This is a genomic window from Nocardiopsis baichengensis YIM 90130 (genome assembly GCF_000341205.1).
Taxonomy (GTDB): domain Bacteria; phylum Actinomycetota; class Actinomycetes; order Streptosporangiales; family Streptosporangiaceae; genus Nocardiopsis_A; species Nocardiopsis_A halophila.
In genome coordinates, this window is sequence record NZ_ANAS01000005.1 from 408,625 (window position 1) to 427,504 (window position 18,880).

General features: G+C 74.0%; 18 protein-coding genes. 7 read left to right on the plus strand and 11 right to left on the minus strand.

Translation table 11 applies throughout. The features are described from left to right. Positions 1–31: 31 nt before the first annotated feature. Together C892_RS0105450 and C892_RS0105455 are read right to left on the minus strand one after the other, a co-directional pair. Positions 32–691, minus strand: coding sequence for a response regulator (locus C892_RS0105450; RefSeq protein WP_017556401.1), 660 nt, complete (start codon positions 689–691; stop codon positions 32–34). Then, a complete protein-coding gene (locus C892_RS0105455) occupies positions 688–2,121 on the minus strand; it encodes a sensor histidine kinase (RefSeq protein WP_239647268.1) in 1,434 nt (477 codons plus the stop codon). Before C892_RS0105455 ends, C892_RS0105450 begins: the two co-directional genes overlap by 4 nt. A gap of 256 nt (positions 2,122–2,377) precedes the next feature. On the opposite strand from C892_RS0105455, the gene C892_RS0105460 reads away from it, so the two are divergent. The 3 genes from C892_RS0105460 (at position 2,378) to C892_RS0105470 (ending at position 6,560) form a co-directional block, all read left to right on the plus strand. Beyond that, positions 2,378–3,052 carry a phosphatase PAP2 family protein gene (locus C892_RS0105460; protein WP_017556403.1) on the plus strand — a complete coding sequence of 225 codons (675 nt, stop codon included), beginning with the start codon at positions 2,378–2,380 and terminating at the stop codon, positions 3,050–3,052. After that, complete coding sequence (locus tag C892_RS0105465; protein ID WP_017556404.1) at positions 3,049–5,589, plus strand: FtsX-like permease family protein; 2,541 nt, start codon at positions 3,049–3,051, stop codon at positions 5,587–5,589. The genes C892_RS0105460 and C892_RS0105465 overlap by 4 nt, the downstream gene beginning before the upstream one ends. Positions 5,590–5,669: 80 nt before the next feature. Continuing rightward, positions 5,670–6,560, plus strand: coding sequence for an amidohydrolase family protein (locus tag C892_RS0105470; protein WP_017556405.1), 891 nt, complete (start codon positions 5,670–5,672; stop codon positions 6,558–6,560). 18 nt (positions 6,561–6,578) lie between these two features. Here the strand turns inward: C892_RS0105470 and C892_RS0105475 are convergent, their stop codons facing one another. Both C892_RS0105475 and C892_RS0105480 read right to left on the minus strand, forming a co-directional pair. Beyond that, complete coding sequence (locus C892_RS0105475) at positions 6,579–7,805, minus strand: MFS transporter (RefSeq protein WP_017556406.1); 1,227 nt, start codon at positions 7,803–7,805, stop codon at positions 6,579–6,581. A 379-nt stretch (positions 7,806–8,184) separates the two neighbouring features. Then, on the minus strand, positions 8,185–9,138 hold the full coding sequence (locus C892_RS0105480; RefSeq protein ID WP_017556407.1) for a GlxA family transcriptional regulator: 954 nt from the start codon (positions 9,136–9,138) through the stop codon (positions 8,185–8,187). Positions 9,139–9,260: 122 nt separating this feature from the next. Between C892_RS0105480 and C892_RS0105485 the strand changes: the two genes are divergently transcribed. Continuing rightward, the gene (locus C892_RS0105485) at positions 9,261–10,124 is read left to right on the plus strand and encodes an alpha/beta fold hydrolase (protein ID WP_239647269.1); all 864 of its coding nucleotides are present in this window, start codon (positions 9,261–9,263) and stop codon (positions 10,122–10,124) included. Between the two features lie 30 nt (positions 10,125–10,154). Here C892_RS0105485 and C892_RS0105490 read toward each other — a convergent pair whose 3' ends face one another. Together C892_RS0105490 and C892_RS0105495 are read right to left on the minus strand one after the other, a co-directional pair. Beyond that, positions 10,155–10,640, minus strand: a complete 486-nt coding sequence (locus tag C892_RS0105490) for a hypothetical protein (protein WP_017556409.1) — start codon at positions 10,638–10,640, stop codon at positions 10,155–10,157. Continuing rightward, the gene (locus tag C892_RS0105495; protein WP_017556410.1) at positions 10,637–10,963 is read right to left on the minus strand and encodes a hypothetical protein; all 327 of its coding nucleotides are present in this window, start codon (positions 10,961–10,963) and stop codon (positions 10,637–10,639) included. Before C892_RS0105495 ends, C892_RS0105490 begins: the two co-directional genes overlap by 4 nt. A 223-nt stretch (positions 10,964–11,186) precedes the next feature. Here C892_RS0105495 and C892_RS0105500 point away from each other — a divergent pair, with 223 nt between their 5' ends. Continuing rightward, positions 11,187–11,420 carry a FitA-like ribbon-helix-helix domain-containing protein gene (locus tag C892_RS0105500; protein ID WP_017556411.1) on the plus strand — a complete coding sequence of 78 codons (234 nt, stop codon included), beginning with the start codon at positions 11,187–11,189 and terminating at the stop codon, positions 11,418–11,420. Further along, positions 11,417–11,827, plus strand: coding sequence for a type II toxin-antitoxin system VapC family toxin (locus C892_RS0105505; RefSeq protein ID WP_017556412.1), 411 nt, complete (start codon positions 11,417–11,419; stop codon positions 11,825–11,827). The genes C892_RS0105500 and C892_RS0105505 overlap by 4 nt, the downstream gene beginning before the upstream one ends. A gap of 132 nt (positions 11,828–11,959) precedes the next feature. Here C892_RS0105505 and C892_RS0105510 read toward each other — a convergent pair whose 3' ends face one another. Genes C892_RS0105510 through C892_RS0105525 form a run of 4 tightly spaced genes read right to left on the minus strand, consistent with a single transcriptional unit; the run spans position 11,960 to position 16,010 of the window. Further along, complete coding sequence (locus C892_RS0105510; protein WP_017539753.1) at positions 11,960–12,211, minus strand: Smr/MutS family protein; 252 nt, start codon at positions 12,209–12,211, stop codon at positions 11,960–11,962. Between the two features lie 32 nt (positions 12,212–12,243). Beyond that, complete coding sequence (locus C892_RS0105515; protein ID WP_017556413.1) at positions 12,244–13,056, minus strand: class I SAM-dependent methyltransferase; 813 nt, start codon at positions 13,054–13,056, stop codon at positions 12,244–12,246. A 10-nt stretch (positions 13,057–13,066) separates the two neighbouring features. Then, positions 13,067–15,358 (minus strand): ATP-binding cassette domain-containing protein, encoded by a 2,292-nt coding sequence (locus tag C892_RS0105520; RefSeq protein ID WP_017556414.1) that lies wholly within the window; start codon positions 15,356–15,358, stop codon positions 13,067–13,069. A 43-nt stretch (positions 15,359–15,401) separates the two neighbouring features. Further along, positions 15,402–16,010 carry a TetR/AcrR family transcriptional regulator gene (locus C892_RS0105525; RefSeq protein ID WP_026124147.1) on the minus strand — a complete coding sequence of 203 codons (609 nt, stop codon included), beginning with the start codon at positions 16,008–16,010 and terminating at the stop codon, positions 15,402–15,404. Positions 16,011–16,257: 247 nt separating this feature from the next. On the opposite strand from C892_RS0105525, the gene C892_RS0105530 reads away from it, so the two are divergent. Next, positions 16,258–17,865: an OmpA family protein gene (locus C892_RS0105530; RefSeq protein WP_017556415.1), complete on the plus strand. Its 1,608-nt coding sequence runs from the start codon at positions 16,258–16,260 to the stop codon at positions 17,863–17,865. A gap of 24 nt (positions 17,866–17,889) precedes the next feature. On the opposite strand, the gene C892_RS0105535 is transcribed toward C892_RS0105530, so the two are convergent. Then, on the minus strand, positions 17,890–18,768 hold the full coding sequence (locus C892_RS0105535; RefSeq protein WP_338040831.1) for an SURF1 family cytochrome oxidase biogenesis protein: 879 nt from the start codon (positions 18,766–18,768) through the stop codon (positions 17,890–17,892). Positions 18,769–18,880: the final 112 nt, after the last annotated feature.

Consider the following 18,880-nt stretch of genomic DNA (forward strand, 5'->3'; position numbering starts at 1 on the left):
TTCGGAGCCGGGGAGGGAAAGGCGACCCCGCTCAGGAGCGGACCAGTCCCGCCTCATAGGCCAGCACGGCCGCCTGGACCCGGTTGGACACCCCCAGGCGGGTGAAGACCGAGCTCACGTGGGTCTTCACGGTGTCCTCCACCAGATGGAGCCGACGGGCGATCTCGGCGTTGGACAGCCCCTGCCCCACCAGCGCCAGCACCTCGCGCTCGCGCGGCGACAGCGCCTCGGCGCGTGCCGCCGCGGCGGCACGGGGGTCGGGGGCGCCGTCCTGCTCCCGCAGCCGCCCGGCGAGGCCGCGGGCCATCGCCGGGGAGAGGAAGGCGCCGCCGGCCGCCACCGCTTTGACCCCGGCGATCAGCTCCCGCGGGTCCCCGGCCTTGAGGAGGAAGCCGTGGGCGCCGTCGCTCAGCGCCCGCACCACGTACTCCTCGCGGCCGAAGGTCGTCAGCATGGCCAGCGCGGTCCCGGGGGAGACGCGGCGCACCTCGCGCACCGCCCCCAGGCCGCCGCCGCCCGGCATCTGGATGTCGACGAGGGCGACGTCGGGGCGCTCCCGCGCGGCCAGCTCCACCAGCCCGTCGGCGTCCCCGGCCTCCCCGGCCACCTCGATGCCCGGGTCGGCCGACAGGATCGTCCGCACCCCCGTCCGGATGAGCGCCTCGTCGTCGGCGAGCACCACCCTGATCACGTGTCCCCGTCCTCCTTGCAGCGCGGTTCCGACGGCGCCGGGCGGCGCTCGTAGACGCACGCCGACACCACCTCCCCGCCAGAGAAGCACACCCGGTAGGCGGAGTCGGGGGACCAGGCGCGGCCGGTCTCCGAGCCGTAGAACCGGCACTCGCCCTCGGCCACCGCGGGCAGGACCCTCTCGGCCTCGGGGACCGAGACCTCGGCGGGCAGGGCCGTGGAGGGCAGCAGCCGCTCGGCGTCCGCCTGCTCCTGACCGATCTCCAGCCGGCCGAAGCGGTCCGGCGCGAGGACGGCTTCGGCGACCACGTGGTCGCCGAAGATGTACCAGCCCGCCACAAGCGGCACGAGCACGGAGACGACGACGGCCCCCGCACCGATCAGCTCGCGGCGGGCGCGGTCCGGACGCCCGCGCGCCCCCGTGGCCGCGGCGGCCGCGGTGGCCGGCAGGCGGGCCTCGACGGCGAACCCGTCCGCACCGGGACCGGCGCGCAGTGCGCCCCCGACCTGCTCCACGCGCTCGCGGAGCGAGCGCAGCCCCCGCCCTCCGCTCGGAGAGGCCGGGCCGCCGGGGGCGGAGGGGCCGTTGCGGACCCGGACGGAGAGGACCCGCTTGCGCTCCAGGGCGGACACCTCGACGGCGACCCGGGCCCCCGGAGCGTGCTTGGCGGCGTTGGTCAGGGCTTCGCGCACCACGGCGTGCGCCAGCATGCACGCCGGGCCGTCGCCTTCGGGCTCGGTTCCGTCCCAGTCGATGTCCATCCCCGCAGAGCACGCCCTGTCGACCAGGCCCGCGAGTCCGTCGTCTGCGCTCCCCTCCGCGCGCGACCGCTCCAGCAGCCCGATGACCTCGTGCAGGCGGCCGATCGCCTCCGACGCGCGCGCTCTCAGCTCACCGGCCCCCTCGCGGTACTCCTCCGCGGTCAGCCCCGGGGCGACCTCCAGGGCCCCGGCTCTGACCGCGATCAGGCTCAGGGAGTGCCCGAGGGAGTCGTGCATCTCTTCGGCGATACGGGTCCGCTCGCGCAGCCGCTCCTGCTCGGCGACCGCGTCGCGCTCGCGTTCGAGCGAGGCCACGCGCTCCCAGCCGGACACCAAGAGCTCGGCGCGCTGCCGCAGGTACCTTCCGGTCAGCCAGGGGAAGGCGCCGAACGTCAGGGCGATGATCGCCTCGGCCATGCCCGACCAGGGTTCGTCGCCGAGCGCCGTCGACACGAGCGCGCGCATGAGCCCCCAACCGACCACCGCGACGAGCACGCCCTGGACGGCGTACCGGTGCCCGGACAGGCGCCCTGCGGCGAACGCGACCACCGCCAGCCCCAGGGCGACCGCCGGCAGCGAACCGACCGGACGCGTGGTCGCCACCGTGGCGACGGCCATGGCCGCCATCAGCACCAACAGTGCGGCGTCGCGCACCCCTGCCCTTCTCACTCTTTGAACTTTAGTCCTGGGACCTGCACCGCGGCCTCCCCCGAAAGTGGCGCCCCCCTCCCCCCGATCGGGCGATGTGCCCACAGCGCACGGTTTCTAGCGTTAGTCCTCCACAGGGAGTCCTGCGGGGCGCCTGCGGGCGCGTCGGCCGACGGCGGGACCGGTCGACCGCCCGGCCGGGACGGCCCCCGGCACGCCCCACGGCCAGGCAGGACACGCAGGCAGGACACGACGGAGAAAGAGAGCGCACCGCTTCATGCCGACCCAGATCCCCGAGATCAGTACCGACGGGTACCGGGCCGTCACCTCCTTCGCCCAGAGCACGCCGGAGTGGCTGCAGGCCGTCGCCGGAGCAGCCACCGACCTGCTGCTCCTGGGCTTCGCCGCGCTCTTCCTGGGGCTGTGGTGGAGGGCGCGCGGGCGAGGGGCGCACGCCATGGCCGCGGCCATGCTCGCGCCGCCGGCGACGGTCGCCGGCTACCTGGTCAGCGAGGGCGCCAAGGCGGTGGTCCGGCAGGACCGGCCGTGCCGCGCGGTGGCGGACACGGTCGCGATCGCGGCCTGCCCGCCGCACGGGGACTGGTCGTTCCCGAGCAACCACGCGGCCGTGGCAGGGGCGGCGCTGGCGGCGGCGTTTCTCGCCTGGCGCTGGTCGGCGGCGGTGGCGGCGCCGCTGGCGCTCACCGAGGCCTTCTCCCGGGTGTTCGTGGGCGTGCACTACCCGCACGACGTCGTCATCGGCCTGCTGACCGGCGCGGCGGTCGGCGCCCTGGTCGCCGTCGCGGCGCGCGGACCGGTCCGGGCCCAGGTGGCGCGGCTGTCCGAGGTCGCCTGGCTGCGGCCGCTCCTGGTCCGCGCCCAGGACGGGGGACCGCCCGGAGACGGGCACCACGCCGCTCGCACCCCGCGCCCCGAGGAGGCCCGCCGATGAGGCGCATCCGTACCGGCCCCGTGTCCCGCCTGGCGACCACCGCCCTGGCCATCGCCCTGGGGGCCATGTTCGCCACCGCCACGCTGGTCTTCACCGACGGTGTCCGGGCGCACTTCGCCGACTCCGCCATGGGCGGGGCGGAGCGGCTCGACGCGGTGGCCGTCCCCGCCGAGGACGGCGGCACGCTCCCCCGGGACGTGCTCGACCGGGTCCGGGAGCTGCCGCAGGTGGCGCAGGCCGACGGCGCGGTGCGGGGCTCAGCGGTGCTCCTGGGCCCGGACGGGCGGCCGCTCGGCGGCGCCCCGGCCCTGGCGGTCTCCGCGGGCGGGGCCACCGAGCGGCTGCGGGTCGAGCAGGGCCGCGCACCGGCCGCCGGCGACGAGGCCGCGCTCTCGGCGGCGACCGCCCGGACCACCGGGGTGGAGGTCGGCGACACGGTGGCGGCCGCCGGTGAGGACGGGCGGCGACGGGAGTTCACCGTCACCGGGCTGATCGACTTCGGGCTCGACCGCACGGCCACCGCCAACGGCGCGATCGCCTTCGACCCGGCCACCGCCGCCGAGGTCACCGGGGCGCCGGGGTTCGCCGAGGTCCGGGTGCTCGGCGCCGACGGGGCGGCACCGCCGCGGGTCGCCGAGGCGGTGCGGGAGGCGCTCGGCGCCCACGCGCGCACGATGACCGGGGCCGCGTACGGGGAGGTGCTCGCCGAGGACGCCGGGGTGCAGGCGCGCAGCGTGACCACCGCCCTCGTGCTGTTCGCCGTGGTGGCGCTGTTCACCGCCGCGCTCGTCATCGGCAACACCTACGCGGTCCTGGTGGCGCAGCGGCGCCGGAGCACCGCACTGCTGCGCTGCCTGGGCGCCGATCGCGGGCAGGTCCTGCGCGGGGTGCTGGCCGAGGCGCTGGTGGTCGGCCTGGCGGCCTCGGCGCTGGGGGCGGCGCTGGGGGTGGGCGTGGCCGCGGCGGCGGTGGAGCTGGCCGGCCGCTCGGCCGGGGCCGCCTCGTTCTTCGGCACCACCGGCGCCGAGGGCCTGCCGCTGGTGGTGCGGCCGTCCTCGCTCGCGCTGGGCGCGGGTGCGGGGGTGCTGACGACGGTCGCGGCCGCGGTGCGCCCGGCGGTCGCGGCCATGCGCACCGCACCGCTGGCCGCGCTGCGGGAGAGCGGCGGGGACTCCGGGGGCGGGACGTCCGCGCGTGGGCCCCGGGCACGGGCGGCGGTGGCCGCGGCCCTGTTCGCCGCGTCGGGCGCGGGCGTGTGGGCCGGGCTGACCCTGGAGCCGGGGCCGCTGCCGATGGCGCTCGTGGCCGGGTCGGGCATGGCGGCCTTCCTCGGCGCCGTGGCGGCCGCACCGTGGCTGGTGCGGCTCTTCGCGGCGGCGGTGCGGGCGCCCATGCGGCGGATGGGCACCGCGCCGGGTCTGGCGGCGGAAGGGGTGCTGCGCACACCGCACCGCACGGCGACCGCGATGACGGCGCTCGCCGTGGGGGCGGCGCTGATGTCGGGGTACGCGGTGGCGAGCGCGTCGATCGAGTCCACGCTCGGCCATCTGATGGCCCGGGAGATGCCGGCCGACTACGCCGTTCGCCCCGTGGGGGGCGGACAGGACGGGCCGGAGCGCGCGCTTCCGTCGGGCCTGGCCCGGTTCTTGGAGGACGATCCCGCGATCGGCAGGGTCATGCGGGAGAGGCGTGCGGCCGCGGAGACCGGGGGTGAGCCGACGCCGGTCGTCTCCTTCCCGGGAGCGCGCTTGGGCACCGATCTGTCGCTGGACACCGTCGCGGGGGACTTCTCCGAGGTGGCGCCGGGCAGGGTCGCCGTCCACCGCGAGGAGGCCGAACGCCTGGGGGTCGGAACCGGCGACGAGATCGAGGTCGCCGGGAAGGAGGGCGTTCTGCGCGTGACGGTCGCGGCGGTGATGACCGACGACGGCATGGCCGGCCTGTTCGTGGCGCCCGAGGACTTCGCGTCGCTGTTCCCGGACGCGCCCGACCTCGGCGTGCTGGTCGTGGGCGCCGACGGCAGCCCGGCCGACCGGGTGCGGGAGGCCGTGGACGCGGCGGTCGCCGACCACCCGGGCCTGGAGGTGTTCAGCGCCGCCGAGCAGCGCGACCAGTACGGGCGGCTGTTCGACGCGATCTTCGTGGTGGTGCTGGGGCTGCTGGCGGTCGCGGTGGTGATCGCCGTCCTGGGCATCGCGAACACCCTGGCGCTGTCGGTCCTGGAGCGCGGGCGCGAGTTCTCGCTGATGCGCGCGCTGGGGCTGACCCGCGGCCAACTGCGCGGCCTGGTGGCGGCGGAGGCGGCCCTGGTCGGCGTGGCCGGGACCGCGGTCGGCGCCGCCCTGGGGGTGCTGTTCGGCCTGGCGGCGGCGGGAGCCGCGCTCGACGACATGGTCCCCGCGGTCCCCGTGGCGCGGGTGGCCGTCCTGCTGCTCGCGGGCATCCCCGCCGGCCTGCTGGCGTCCCTCGCTCCCGCATCCCGCGCGGCCAAGGCCCCGGTCGGAGGCCTGGCCGCAGGCGCTCCGGGGGCGGTGTGAGGCCTGCTTCTGGAGGTCCTGCATACGGCTTCAGAGCCGATCGCCGCCCGCGTGGTGCTCGTCGGATGTGCGGCCGTACAGTGGCCCGCGTGAGCTACGCCGCATCAGCCGAGGAAGAAGCCGACGTCCGGGCGTTCTGGAAGGACCTCGGTCTTCCCGGGCTGATCGACGTGCACACGCACTTCATGCCGCACCGGGTGATGCGCAAGGTGTGGGCGTACTTCGACGCCCTGGGGGACGGCGTCTGGCCGATCACCTACCGGCAGGAGGAGGCCGAGCGGGTCGCGCTCCTGAGGCGGTTCGGGGTGGTGCGCTATACGTCGCTGCTCTACCCCCACAAGCCGGGGATGGCGCAGTGGCTGAACGGCTGGGCCTCCGAGTTCGCCGCGGCGCACGACGACTGCCTGCACAGCGCCACCTTCTATCCCGAACCGGGGGCGGCTGAGTACGTGGGCGAGGCCATCGCCTCAGGGGCCCAGGTGTTCAAGGCCCACCTCCAGGTGGGCGGCTACGACCCCCGCGACCCGCTGCTCGACGGGGTGTGGGGCGCGCTGGCCGATGCAAGGGTCCCGGTGATCGTGCACTGCGGGTCGGGCCCTCTCGAAGGAGCCTTCACCGGCCCGGGGCCCTTCGCCGAGGTCCTGAGCGCCCACCCCGGGCTGACGGCCGTCGTCGCCCACGCGGGGTCGCCCGAGTACACCGAGTTCCTGGACCTGGCCGAGCGGCACGACGGCGTCCACCTCGATACGACGATGGTGTTCACCGACTTCACCGAGCGCTCGGCCCCCTTCCCTCCGGAGGAGGTGCCGCGCCTGAAGGCGCTTGAGGACCGGATCCTGTTCGGCACCGACTTCCCGAACATTCCCTACCCCTATGTCCACCAGCTCCGGTCGCTCGCAGGCCTCGGCCTGGGGGACGGGTGGCTGCGGGCGGTCCTGTACGGCAACGGGGCCCGCCTCTTCTCCCTCTGAGGCCTGGGCCCGCCGCGGTCAGCCGACGACGGCGGGTGCCGGCTCCACGGCCCCCGGGACCTCCTCGGACAGGCCGTCCGGCACCTCGTCCCGGACCGCGGTGGCCCGACGGTCGGACAGGCCGAGCACCAGGGCGAGCGCCAGGCCGACGGCGGACAGCGCCGCCCCCACGAGCGCGGGAGCGGTCAGGCCGAGGCCGAGGGTGATCGCGGCCCCGCCGAGCAGTGCCCCCAGGGCGTTGGCGATGTTGAACGCCGAGTGGATCCCGGCGGCGGCGAGCCCCGGGGCCTCCCGGGCCCTCTCCAGGATCATCGTCTGCAGGCTCGTGACCGCCACGAAGCCGGTCGCGCCGATGAGGAAGACGCCGACCGGGGCCAGGACGGGGTCGCCCGCCGCGACGGCGAACAGCGCGAGGGAGGCCGCCAGCGCCCCGGTGAACAGGTACAGGGTGGGCATGGGGGCGGTGTCGGCCAGCCGTCCGCCGACCACGGCGCCCGCCGTCGTGCCCGCGCCGAACAGCGCCAGCACCACGGACACGCCGGTCGCACCGAAGCCGGTGAGGTCGGTCAGCACCGGGCTGATGTAGCTGTAGGCGGCGAAGCTGCCGCCGAAGCCGAAGACCACCACGGCGAAGGCGAGCAGCACCTGCGGGCGGGCGAGCACCCGCAGCTCCCGGCGGACCGGGACGGCGGCCGGGCGGGGCTGGTCGGGCAGGGCGGCGCGCAGCACCAGCGCCGCGACCGCGCCGATGACGGCCACCCCGGCGAAGGCCCAGCGCCAGCCGAGCAGCTGGCCGAGCAGGGCGCCCAGGGGGACGCCGGCGACGTTGGCCAGGGTCAGGCCCATCAGGACCCGGGCCACCGCCTGGCCGCGCCGGTGCCCGGGGACCATGTCGGCGGCGACCACCGAGCCGATCCCGAGGAAGGCGCCGTGCGGCAGCCCGGCGAGGAAGCGGGAGCCCAGCAGCGCCTCGTACCCGGGCGCCACCGCGGACAGGGCGTTGGCCGCGGCGAAGAGCCCGAGGAGGGCGAAGAGGAAGGTCTTGCGCGGCAGCCGCGAACCGGCGATCGCCAGCAGCGGGGCGCCGATGACGACGCCGACGGCGTAGCCGGAGATCAGGTGGCCGGCGTCGGGGACGGAGACCCCCAGGTCCGCGGCGACCTCGGGCAGGAGGCCCATGATGACGAACTCGGTCGTGCCGATACCGAAAGCGCCCAGAGTGAGCGCCCACAGGGCGATGGGCAAGGTGCCCTCCTTCGCTGGGACATGCGCGACCGCGGGCAGGGGGCGGCCGGGAACGGATGGGGAAGAGAGGTGCGCCGGGAGGAGGCGGATCGCCCGCGCGGCATCGGGCGCACGAATCACCCACAACGGCGGACGGGCGCCTCAGAAGTCCCGGTGCGCGCATGACCCCGCGCACAGAGGGGAGAGCGCCGGACCACACCGCGGCGGATCGCCTGCAGGGCGCCGGTTCCACGCCGACACGAACAGGCGGCGTGCGAGGCGCCACACCCCGGCGGGGGGCTGCTTCCGACCACCGGACCGATCTACAGAGGATCCGGTGAACACCCGGAAGAGCCGACGCGAACCGGCGTGGAGGAGGCCGCCACCGGGGGCGCCCCGGCTACCGGGCCCGCCCGAAGGCGCGGCGGTAGGCGCCCGGGGTCGTGCCGAACCTGGCGCGGAAGCGGCGGCGCAGGTTGACGGCGGAGGCGAGGCCGACCCGGGCGGCGACGGCCTCCACCGGGAGGTCGGTCTCCTCCAATAGCGCGCGGGCCGCGTCGAGGCGCCGCGCGAGCAGCCACCGGCCCGGGCTCGTGCCGAGCTGCTCGGTGAACCGGCGGGCGAGCGTCCGCCCGGACACCCCCGCGTATTCGGCCAGGCGGCCCACGGTCACTCGGCCGTCGATCCGGGCCTCGGCCCACTCCAGCAGGGGCGCCAGTGAAGCGTCGGCCCGATGCGGGGCGGGCCGGGGCGGCGCCGGCCGGGCGGCGTACTGGCGCTGGTTCCCCTCCCGGTGCGGCGGAAGCACCATGACCCGCGCGACCCGGTCGGCGTAGGCGGCGCCGTGGTCGGTGCGGACCAGGTGCAGGCACAGGTCGATGCCGGCTCCGGTGCCGGCGCTGGTCGCCACGTCGCCGTGGTCCACGAAGAGCACGTCCGGGTCCACCTGCACTCGGGGGAAGGCGGAGGCGAGGTGGGCGGCGCGGCGCCAATGGGTGGTGGCGCGCCGGCCGTCGAGCAGTCCGGCCTGGGCGAGGACGAACGCGCCCGTGCAGATGGCGGCGATCCTCGCCCCGCGCCGGTGTGCGGCGCGCAGCGCGTCGGCGACGGCGGGGGCCACCGGAGCGCCGGGCGGGTTCCGGGCCGCCACGACCACGGTGTCCGCCTCCTGTAAGGCCTCCAACCCGGAATCGACGTGGATCGCGTACCCGGCGGTGGTCGGCAGGGGGCCGGGGCGCTCGGCGCAGACCGAGAAGCCGTAGCGGGCCGGGGAGTCCGGCGGGACCGTGCCGAAGACCTCGGAGGCACAGGCCAGCTCGAAGGGGGCCTGGGGCGGGCTGAGCAGCGCCACCACACGATGCGGTGCCCCCGCGCGATGCGGTGCCTCCAGACGATCAAGGCTCATGGCGGAAAAGTACCCACAGGTGTCTTTCCGGACTCTCGGCGGCGGGGCCGCACCTCGGCCACAGTGGCCGCATGAACGGATCCACGAAGACGGACGCGCAGGTGAGTGCGGAGGCGCGCGTGCGGCGGTCGACCGTCCGCGTCGGCGACACGGTGGTCAGCTACCTCACCGCCGGGCAGGAGGGCCCGCCGGTGCTCCTGCTGCACGGGACGTACTGGAGCCGGGTCTGGCGGCCGGTGCTGCCGCACCTCGCCGAGGCGGGCCTGCGGCCGTTCGCGCTCGACTTCCCGGGCCTGGGGCGCTCGGACGGGGAGCTGACCCTGGAGACGGCGTCGGTCCCGGCCCTAGCCGACCGCGTGGAGGAGTTCGCTTCGGCGCTGGACATCTCCGGACCGTTCGCCCTGGCCGGCCACGACATCGGCGGCGCGGTCGCCCAGCACCTGCTGGCCCGCGGCGGGTCGGGGGTGTCCCGGCTGGCCCTGGTCAACTCGGTCACCTACGACTCGTGGCCGGTGCCGGCGGTGGCCAGGTTCCGCGACCCGGAGGTGGCCGCGGCGACCACTTCGGAGGAGTTCTTGTCCGCACGCCGGCGGGTGGTGACGGCCGCCCTGGCAGGCGCCGCGACCGAAGAGCTGATCGCCGACTACCTGGCCCCGTGGACCGAGGCACGCGTACGCCGCTCCTGGATGGCCCTGGCAGGCGCGGCCGACAGCAGGTACACCCTCGACCTGGTCCCCGCCCTGCGCGCGTCCCCGGTTCCCAAGCTGCTGGTGTGGGGCGAGGACGACGGGTTCCAGGGGGTGGAGTACGCCGAACGGTTCGACTCGGAGATCCCGGAGACCACCCTGGTACGCATCCCGGAGGCGGCCCACATCCCCACAGAGAACGCCCCGGACGAGGTCGCGCGAGCGCTGATCGAGTTCTTCACCGCGTAGGCGCTTCCACCGACGGCGCTGCTGCTCTCCTCATACCGCGAGGACGTGCACGTCCTCGGCGCCGATCGCTTCGATATAGGCGCTGATGTCCCGCGGGTCGCTGGTGAACACGACCGCGCTTCGGTGCTTCACCGCAGTCCAGGCGACGAGTGCGTCCACCGTGTCCGATCGCTTCTTTGCAGGTGGGTCCGCCTCGCCCAGCACGGCCCCGATCCGTCGCCAGTCGGTGGTGTCAGGAGCGGTCGCGCAAGCGATGCACTCGGCCTGGCCCGCCGCCGTGGGGCGGAGCGCGGCCGGTGAGGAGCGGGCCTGGGGCACCGTGCATTCCTTGGGGACCGCGCTCATGGTGTGAACCGTCGCCGGATCGGGATGCCATACCTGAGCCAGGACGGGACTTGGAACGATGGCGCGATGCCGGGTGCCGGCGAGCCCCTGGTGCATCTGGACGGCCTTCGCCTTGCGATCCGCCAGGCCGATGAGCATCCCCGTGCCGTACACGGGGACGCGGATGCTCACGCCACCCCACCACGGCCACGGGGAGCGGCCTCGTCGGCACCGTAGACCAGGCCCATCGCCTCATCGACAGCACGGCGATCGTCCACCGGCAGGGAATCGTCCTCGACCTCGGCAGACGCGTGGGCCCCCGCGCGCCCCTCGGCATCGGCGATCAGCGCGTCGATGCCCGCGAACTCGGCCTCGGCCGCCTCGGTCTCGGCCATCTGCCGCGTCGCGGCGTTCACCAGATAGGCCGAGAGGTCCATCCCCCCACGCTCCGCGTGCGACCTGATCCGATCGGCCTGGCCCGATTCGAGGCTGATGCTGATCCGAACTTTGGACATGCCACCAGCGTAATTCGCGTATTACGCCATGTTCAGGGAGAGACCGCACCCCCCGAGGGGGCGCTCCCGAAAGATCCCAGAGGCGCCCCACACTCCCACAGCGGTCGTCCCGCCCCACCCGGCGCCGACCGGGGCGGCCGCACACCCCGGTGCCGTCCGATGATCGACGGCGCCGCCATCTCCACCCCGAAGACGCATGCACTATGCATGCTAGACTCGTTTCATGGCTGAGACGACGGTGGTCCAGGTCCGGGACGTCCCGGCCGAAGCGGTGGAGACCCTTAAGGCGAGAGCCGCTCGCAAAGGCCTGTCACTGGCGGCCTATCTTCGCGAATTGATCCTCGAAGAGGCGTCCCTGCCGGAACTCGACGAAGTCATGGCGCGCCTGTCCCAGGACGAACCGATCGACTACACGGAGGAGGACCTCCGGGAGTTCAGGTCGGACGGCCGCCGGTGAGCTATGTCGTCGACTGTTCGATCGTGATCAGGCTGCTGGCCGCCCGCAGGGACGACGACCTGCTGCGCCGTCGCCTCACCCGCCGAGTGCACGCCCCCGCACTGATCGACGCAGAGGTGTCCAGCGTGGTTCGCGGGCTGTCCATCACGAGCAAGACCAACGTGAGGATCACGGAGCAGCGGGCACGGACGATGCTTGACCGGTATCAGGGGCTGCACATCACGCGCCATCCGATGCAGCAGCTCCAATTCCGCGCGCACGAGCTGCGGGACAACCTCACCGCCTACGACGCCATGTACGTCGCACTCGCAGAAGCCTTGGAGCTTCCGCTTCTTACAGACGACGCAAAACTCGAAAAGGCGGCAGGTCACCGAGCCCGGATTCTCTACTACCCGCAGCAGGACTGACGCAGGAACGAGCGTGAGTACTCGTTCCCTCCTGCCTCGGGGAGCCGACGCATCGGCGCTCAAGGGAGCCGATGTCCTTCCCCGCCCCGGTCGCCCCCCGGCCCGGCCCGAGACAGGCCGGTGGAGCCGAAGTCAGTGCTTGAAGTGGACGAACAGGCGGCCGAAGTTCTTGCCGTCCTTCTCCACGCGGTGGTATTTGTCCTTGACCTCTTTCTGGTCGAGGTATCTCAGGACGCGCTTCTTCAGTTGGCCCGAACCCTTGCCCGGGATGATCTCTATCGACTTGGCCTTCTTGCGCAGGGCCTCGTCGATGATGTCGGCCAAGGCCCGGTCGATGTCGCGGTTCTTGTTGTAGATGTCGTGGAGGTCCAGCTTGAGCTTCATGCTGCCTCGATTCCTCAGGGGCGGCGGAAGGGTCACTTCTCGGCGGTGAAGATCGCGGTGCCGGGGACGTACCGGCCGCGGTAGGGGCCCCAGCCTCCCCAGACGGCGGTGTTCTCTTCGGGCCACTCGGGTTCGGTGAGGCCGGTCAGGCGCAGGCCGGCTCCGGCGACCGCCCCGATCCAGTCGCCCATGGTGTGGTGGTGCTCCACGTACACCGCCCGCCCGGAGGGGTCCTCCTCGACGTAGGGCCTCCGGTCGAAGTAGGACTGGACGACCGACATCCCCGCCGGTGTGGGGTCGTCCGGGAACATCCACCGCGCGGGGTGCGTCACCGAGAACACCAGCCGGCCTCCGGGCCTGAGAACCCGCGCGCTCTCGGCGACCGCCGCCCGGGCGTCCGGGACGAAGGGGAAGCCTCCGAAAGCCGAGCACACGATCTCGAAGGACGCGTCGGCGAAGGGGAGGTGCTGGGCGTCGGCCTGGGCCACCGGGACCGGGGGCGCCCCCTCGTTCACGTCGATGCGGTGGGAGTGCTGGAGCTGCCGGAACGCCACGTCCACGCCGACCACGCGCGCCCCCTGGGCGCGGAGCCAGCGGGCGCATTGTGCCGCGCCGCATCCCACTTCCAGGACGCGCGCCCCCTTCAGGCGCTCGGCCGGCCCGAGGAGCCGTGCCTCCTCCTCGGTAAGGCCCTCCGGTCCCCACACGAACGAGCTGTCCCCCAGGAAGTCCCCGTGCTCGTCCTGGTACTCGTCGGCGGCCCCGTCCCACCAGATGCGGTTCGCGCGTGCACTCTCCTCAGGACCCGTCGAGCGTCGCGCCACGCGGGTCATCTCGTCGCTCATGGCGCCATACTCACAGATGGCCGCGAAGGAAGGGGCCCGTCCTTCCCGTTGCGGACTCGGCGACTTCGCGCGGTGTCCCCTGAGCGACGATGGTCCCGCCGGCGTCGCCGCCGCCCGGGCCGAGGTCGATGACGTGGTCCGCCCCCGCGGCGACGTCCATGTCGTGCTCCGCGACGACCACCGTCGCCCCGCCGTCCACCAGCTCGTGCAGGCGTTCCGCCAGCAGGTCCCGGTCCTGAGGATGGAGCCCGGTGGTGGGCTCGTCCAGAAGATAGAGGGTGTGGCCTCGCCGCGCGCGCTGGAGTTCGGACGCCAGCTTGATCCGCTGCGCCTCCCCGCCCGACAGTTCGGTGGCCGGCTGCCCGAGCCTGAGGTAGCCGACCCCGACCTCGGCCAGGGCGCGGAGCGGACGGGCCGCCGCCGGGACGTCGGAGAAGAACCCCGCCGCCTCCTCCACCGTCATCTCCAGCACCTGGGCGATGTTCCTCCCCGCATAGGCGACCTGGAGGGTGTCCGGGTTGTAGCGCGCGCCCTTGCACTCCGGGCACGGCGCATAGCTGCTGGGCAGGAAGAGCAGTTCGACGGAGACGAACCCCTCCCCCTGGCACGTGGCGCACCGGCCGCCGTCCACGTTGAAGGAGAAGCGCCCCGCCCCGTACCCCAGCTCCCGTGCCCGGTCCGTCGACGCGAAGAGCTTGCGCACCGCGTCGAACATGCCCGTGTAGGTCGCGGGGTTGGAGCGCGGCGTCCGCCCGATGGGCCGCTGGTCGACCTCCACGACCCGGTCGACGCCCTCGCCGCCGCCCGCCAGCTCGCGCAGAAGCGACGTCTTTCCGGCTCCGGACACCCCGGTGAGGGCGGTGAACGCGCCCAGCGGAACGTCGGCGTCCAGGTCCCGCAGGTTGTTGCGGCGCACCCCGCGCAGCTTCAGCCAGCCGGACGGGGCTCGGCCGCGGGTCCGACCGCCCTTCCGGGAGAACAGGTAGGGGCGCGTCGCCGACTCCTCGGCCTCGGCCAGCCCGTCCACCGGTCCGCTGTAGAGCACACGGCCGCCCCGGCTCCCCGCGCCGGGACCGACGTCCACCACCCAGTCGGCCCGGCGCACCACGTCCATGTCGTGCTCGACGAGGAAGACGCTGTTGCCCGACTCCTTCAGACCGGTCAGCACCTCCATCAGCGCCTCGGTGTCGGCGGGGTGCAGCCCGGCGGACGGCTCATCGAGGACGTAGACGACGCCGAAGAGCCCGGACCGCAGCTGGGTCCCCAGGCGCAGGCGCTGCAGCTCCCCCGCGGACAGCGTCGGTGCGGGCCGTCCGACGCTCAGGTAGCCGAGCCCCAGGCGTTCCAGCACCCGGATCCGCGCGGCCACGTCGGCGGCCAGGACACCGGACGCTCCTTCTCCCTCGCGCGCGTAGGGGTCGAGGAGGTCGGCCAGCTCGGACAGCGGAAGGGACGCCAGCTCGGGCATGGTGCGGCCGGCGAAGGTCACCGCGAGCGCCTCCGCACGGAGCCTGTGCCCTCCGCACTCCGGGCACGGCGACTTCGTGAGGAACCGTGCGGCCTTGTCCCGGCGGGCCTCGCTCTTCGAGGCGGCGTAGGCCTTCATCACCAAGCGCTTCGCGCTGGAGAACGTGCCCTGGTAGGGGCGCTGGATGCGGTGCGCCTCCCGGACGGGGTGCACGGTGACCACCGGCTGCTCGTCGGTGAACAGGATCCAGTCGCGCGCGTCCTGGGGAAGGTCGCGCCAGGGGGCGTCGACGTCGTACCCCAGCGACTCCAGGATCTCCCGCAGGTTCTTGCCCATCCACCCTCCGGGCCAGCACGCCACCGCGCCCTCCCGGATGCTCAGCGAGGGGTCGGGCACCATGGACCGCTCCGTGGCGTCCAGGACCTCCCCCATGCCCTCGCACCCCGGGCACGCCCCGGCCGCGGTGTTGGGCGAGAAGGCGTCGGAGTCCAGGCGCGGCGCGCCCGGCGGGTACGCGCCCGCCCGGGACATCAGCATCCGCAGCGAGTTGGACAGCAGCGCGATGGTGCCCACCGACGAGCGCGCCGAGGGGGCGGCGCGGCGCTGGCTCAGGGCCACCGCCGGCGGGAGGCCGGTGATCGCGTCCGCGTCGGGTGCGCCGACCTGCTGCAGGAGGCGCCGGGCGTACGGGGCGACCGACTCCAGGTAGCGCTGCTGCGCCTCGGCGTAGAGGGTGCCGAAGGCCAGCGAGGACTTGCCCGACCCGGACACCCCGGTGAACGCGGCCAGGGCGTCGCGCGGCACGGCGACGTCGACGGAGCGCAGGTTGTGCACCCGCGCACCACGGACTCGGACAAACGGGTCATTCGTCACCGCATCATCGTACGTACGCACCCGCCCGCGCCGCCGCGGCCGCCGCCCGCGCGGCGCGCTCCGCCGCCTCCCGGCCGATCGGCCCGCAGTCGGCCAGCACGCGGTGGTACAGCGGTGCCGACACCGCGCGCGCCACCTCCTCGGGGTCGGTGCCGTGCGGCACCTCACCCCGCTCGGCGGCCCGGACCACGCACGGCCCCCAGTCGGCCACCCGCACCCGCTGGAGGCGGCGCAGCGCCTCGGCCGCGCGCGCGTCGCAGGTCGCCGCGGCGACGACGGCCTTGAACAGCGGCCCCTGCCGCGGGTGGACCAGGTGGTCGCGCACCCGAAGGGCGTTGGCCCGCAGGTCGCCCTCGAAGCTGCCGGTCTCGCCCTGGGGCAGGGCGGGGACGGCCAGGTCGGACAGCAGGTCGGCGACCAGCCCCGCCGCGGTCCCCCACCGGCGGTACACGGTGGTGCGGCCCACCTTCGCACGCTCGGCGACCTCGGCCAGGTCGAGCCCGGAGAAGCCCTTCTCCACCAGGATGTCGACGGCGGCACGCAGAGCGGCCGCGCGCGTCCGGGCGGTCCGCCCTCCCGGCCTCACCGTCCCTGGAGCGCGCGATTCGCCCATGGCCCCTCCGTTCCAGCAGCAGGTACGCGCACACTCTAATTCGGCGCCAGCGCGCATGTGGGCCGGTCCGGGGCAAGTGCTCTGCTGCATTCCCCCTGGCAGGGCGAACGAAGCGGACGTCCCGGACCTCTGGGCGTCCGATCGGCGGCCGGCCGCCGCATGCGGCCACCGAAGAGTCGGGCAGAACCGAGCGGCGGCCCCGAGCGTCTACGAATGGTGACGCATTCCCCACGGAACGGAGCCCGACATGCCGCGCCCCATTCCCCGCCTCCTCCCGCTCGTGTCCACCCTGTCCGCAGGGGTGCTCATGGTCGGCGGCTGCGGCCTCTTCGGCGGAGAGGGCGGAGCCGAGGGCGGTCCGCAGGGCACCGGTTCGGAAGGCGCCGGTGAGGACGACGGGTTCGTCCGCGAGGGCTATGCGGGCAGCTGGGACAAGTACCTCCGCGCGCGCGTGGAGGTGAAGGAGGTCGCCCGCCTCGACGACCGCACCCGCCTCACCGTCGAGTACACCAACGTCGAGGACCGGGAGATCACCGACGGCTCCGCCACCAATCCCATGGACCCCCGATGGTTCCGCATCCTCGACCCGGTGGGACAGGTGCGCTACGCGCCCTACGAGGAGATCGGTCCCGACCTCGAGGACTTCGACCGCGATCAGTTGTGGAACCCCGGGGTCACCTACGAGATGGCGGTGTACCTCCCGCCCTTGGAGGGCGATCCTGAGCGGGTCACCGTCGAGGCCCCCGGCGGCATCGGCGAGTTCGCAGGGGTCCCCGTCACCGAGGGCGAGCCGGAGGAGTACCCGAGCGCTCTGCCCGAGGACGCCGGCGACGGCTGGCCCGCCGAAGGGAACCACGTCACCGTCCCCGTCACCGAGGGCGCCCCGTCCCCCGACGACGGGGCCGCGGACAAGATCCTCTCCCCGGTCGAGACCGTGGTCAGCGACAGGGAACGCGACTCCGAGGAGGAGACGGTCGCCCTCCGCGCCGACGTGCTCTTCGCGTTCGACGAGGCCGAACTGACCGAGAACGCGCGCTCGATCCTCAAGGACGTGATCGAGGAGACCCGCGAGCGCGCCGACCCCGAGAAGCCGCCGATCACCGTCACCGGCCACACCGACGGCATCGGCGACGACGACTACAACGACAAGCTCTCCGAAGAGCGCGCCGAGGCCGTCCGGGCGGTGCTGGAAGAGGAGCTGGGCGCGGACTACGTGTACGAGACCGAGGGCATGGGGTCGAGCGATCCCGTGGAGCGTGAGGGCGGGGACGACGACGCCTGGGCGCGCGCGCAGAACCGGCGCGTGGAGATCTCCTACGCCTTCAAGGAGGAGGCCGCCTCCGAGTCGCGGGAAGAGGCCGGCACCGAGAAGGAGATGCTGGAGATCGACCCGGCCGACGCGGGCGGGCCCGCCGGCTTCCGGGACGCCTCGGACGAGGAGCCGGCCGCCGAGGTGACCGCGGAGGAGGAGTACCGGTTCAACGGCGACCGCCGACACGACTGGACGATGCGCGTCTACCCCTTCTACAGGGACGGCGCCTTCCTCGTGGGCCGCATCGAGACGACGCACGAGGGCGACGAACTCCCCTCGACGCGCAACCCGTTCGGCGGGTCCCAGCGCTTCTCCTTCACCGCGATGGACCCGCAGACCGGGACGGTCTACCCGACCGTCCGGCGCGACACGTCGCTCTCGACCAACCACGGGGTCAGCTCCGTGGAGTGGCCGCCCGCGGTCGCGCCGGGCTCGACGCAGTACGCGTACTTCTACCTGACGGCCCCGCCTGAGGACGTCACCGAGCTCACCCTGAACGCGGGGATCTTCGGCCAAGTGACGGGGGTTCCGATCGACGAGTGACCGACGGCGCGGCCTCCCCGGGGTTCACCCCGGGGCGTCGTGGCCGACCGACTCCTGTGGCTCATGAGGCTCATGAGGCTCATGAGGCTCATGAGGGGCCGCGCCGGTGTCCACGGCACCTCCGCCGTCCCCGGCCCCGTCCGTACCGGTCGCGCCCGCCGCGCGCTCCGCGTCGCCGACCTCCCGGCGCATCAGGACGATCCAGCCGACGATCGCGATGACCGTGAACACCCACCACTGCACCGCGTACGACAGGTTCATCCCGGTGTTGGTCTCCGGCGCCGCCACATGCTCCGGGGACGGGCCGGACGGCGGGTCCTGCTCGGTGAGGTCGCCGTAGCCGCCATAGACCGGATAGGGCAGGTCCTCGGCGAGCTCATCGACGTCGATGAGCATGATCTGCCCTTCGGGCAGGCCGCCCCGGTCCCGGACGCCGGTGTTCTCCGGCGTCTCGCTGTAGTGCAGCCGCGCGGTGACGGTGACCTCCCCCTCAGGGGCGGGCGGGACCTCCGGCTCGGCGGTCGACGTGGGCGGCTGCGGGATCCACCCCCGGTTGACCAGCAGCGCCGCCCCGTCCTCGGTCACCAGGGGGGTGAGCACGTGCAGGCCGACCCCCTGGGAGCCGTCCCGGTTGCGCACCAGCAGCTCGTTCCCGGGGTCGTAGGTGCCGGTCGCGGTGACCCGCCGCCACCGGTCGTCCGGGTCGATCTCGGCGCCGACGGCGTCCAGCTCCTCCACCGGGACCGGATCGGCGGCGAGGTTCTCCTCCTGCAGCCGCGCCGCCGCCGACTTCTCCTCCCACCGGTCCAGCTGCCAGAACCCCAGCCAGATGAAGGAGGGGACGACGACCAGTACCAGCGCGTGGAACGCCAGCATGCGCTTGGACAACAGGACTCGGAGCACGTCTTCGAGGCTATGAGATACCCCGGGCCGCCTTGCAGCGGCCCGGGGTATGCGCCCGCGCGCGGTCCGTCCCCGGCGGGGCCCGTCCTCTTCCTCTACTTCCTCTCCTCGC

Bases quoted from the DNA above. Each gene is read 5' to 3' on its own strand.
- C892_RS0105500 (WP_017556411.1), top strand. From the start codon at position 11,187: ATGGCTGAGACGACGGTGGTCCAGGTCCGGGACGTCCCGGCCGAAGCG.
- C892_RS0105465 (WP_017556404.1), top strand. From the start codon at position 3,049: ATGAGGCGCATCCGTACCGGCCCCGTGTCCCGCCTGGCGACCACCGCC.
- C892_RS0105515 (WP_017556413.1), bottom strand. From the start codon at position 13,056: ATGAGCGACGAGATGACCCGCGTGGCGCGACGCTCGACGGGTCCTGAG.
- C892_RS0105495 (WP_017556410.1), bottom strand. From the start codon at position 10,963: ATGTCCAAAGTTCGGATCAGCATCAGCCTCGAATCGGGCCAGGCCGAT.
- C892_RS0105525 (WP_026124147.1), bottom strand. From the start codon at position 16,010: ATGGGCGAATCGCGCGCTCCAGGGACGGTGAGGCCGGGAGGGCGGACC.
- C892_RS0105510 (WP_017539753.1), bottom strand. From the start codon at position 12,211: ATGAAGCTCAAGCTGGACCTCCACGACATCTACAACAAGAACCGCGAC.
- C892_RS0105460 (WP_017556403.1), top strand. From the start codon at position 2,378: ATGCCGACCCAGATCCCCGAGATCAGTACCGACGGGTACCGGGCCGTC.
- C892_RS0105530 (WP_017556415.1), top strand. From the start codon at position 16,258: ATGCCGCGCCCCATTCCCCGCCTCCTCCCGCTCGTGTCCACCCTGTCC.
- C892_RS0105485 (WP_239647269.1), top strand. From the start codon at position 9,261: ATGAACGGATCCACGAAGACGGACGCGCAGGTGAGTGCGGAGGCGCGC.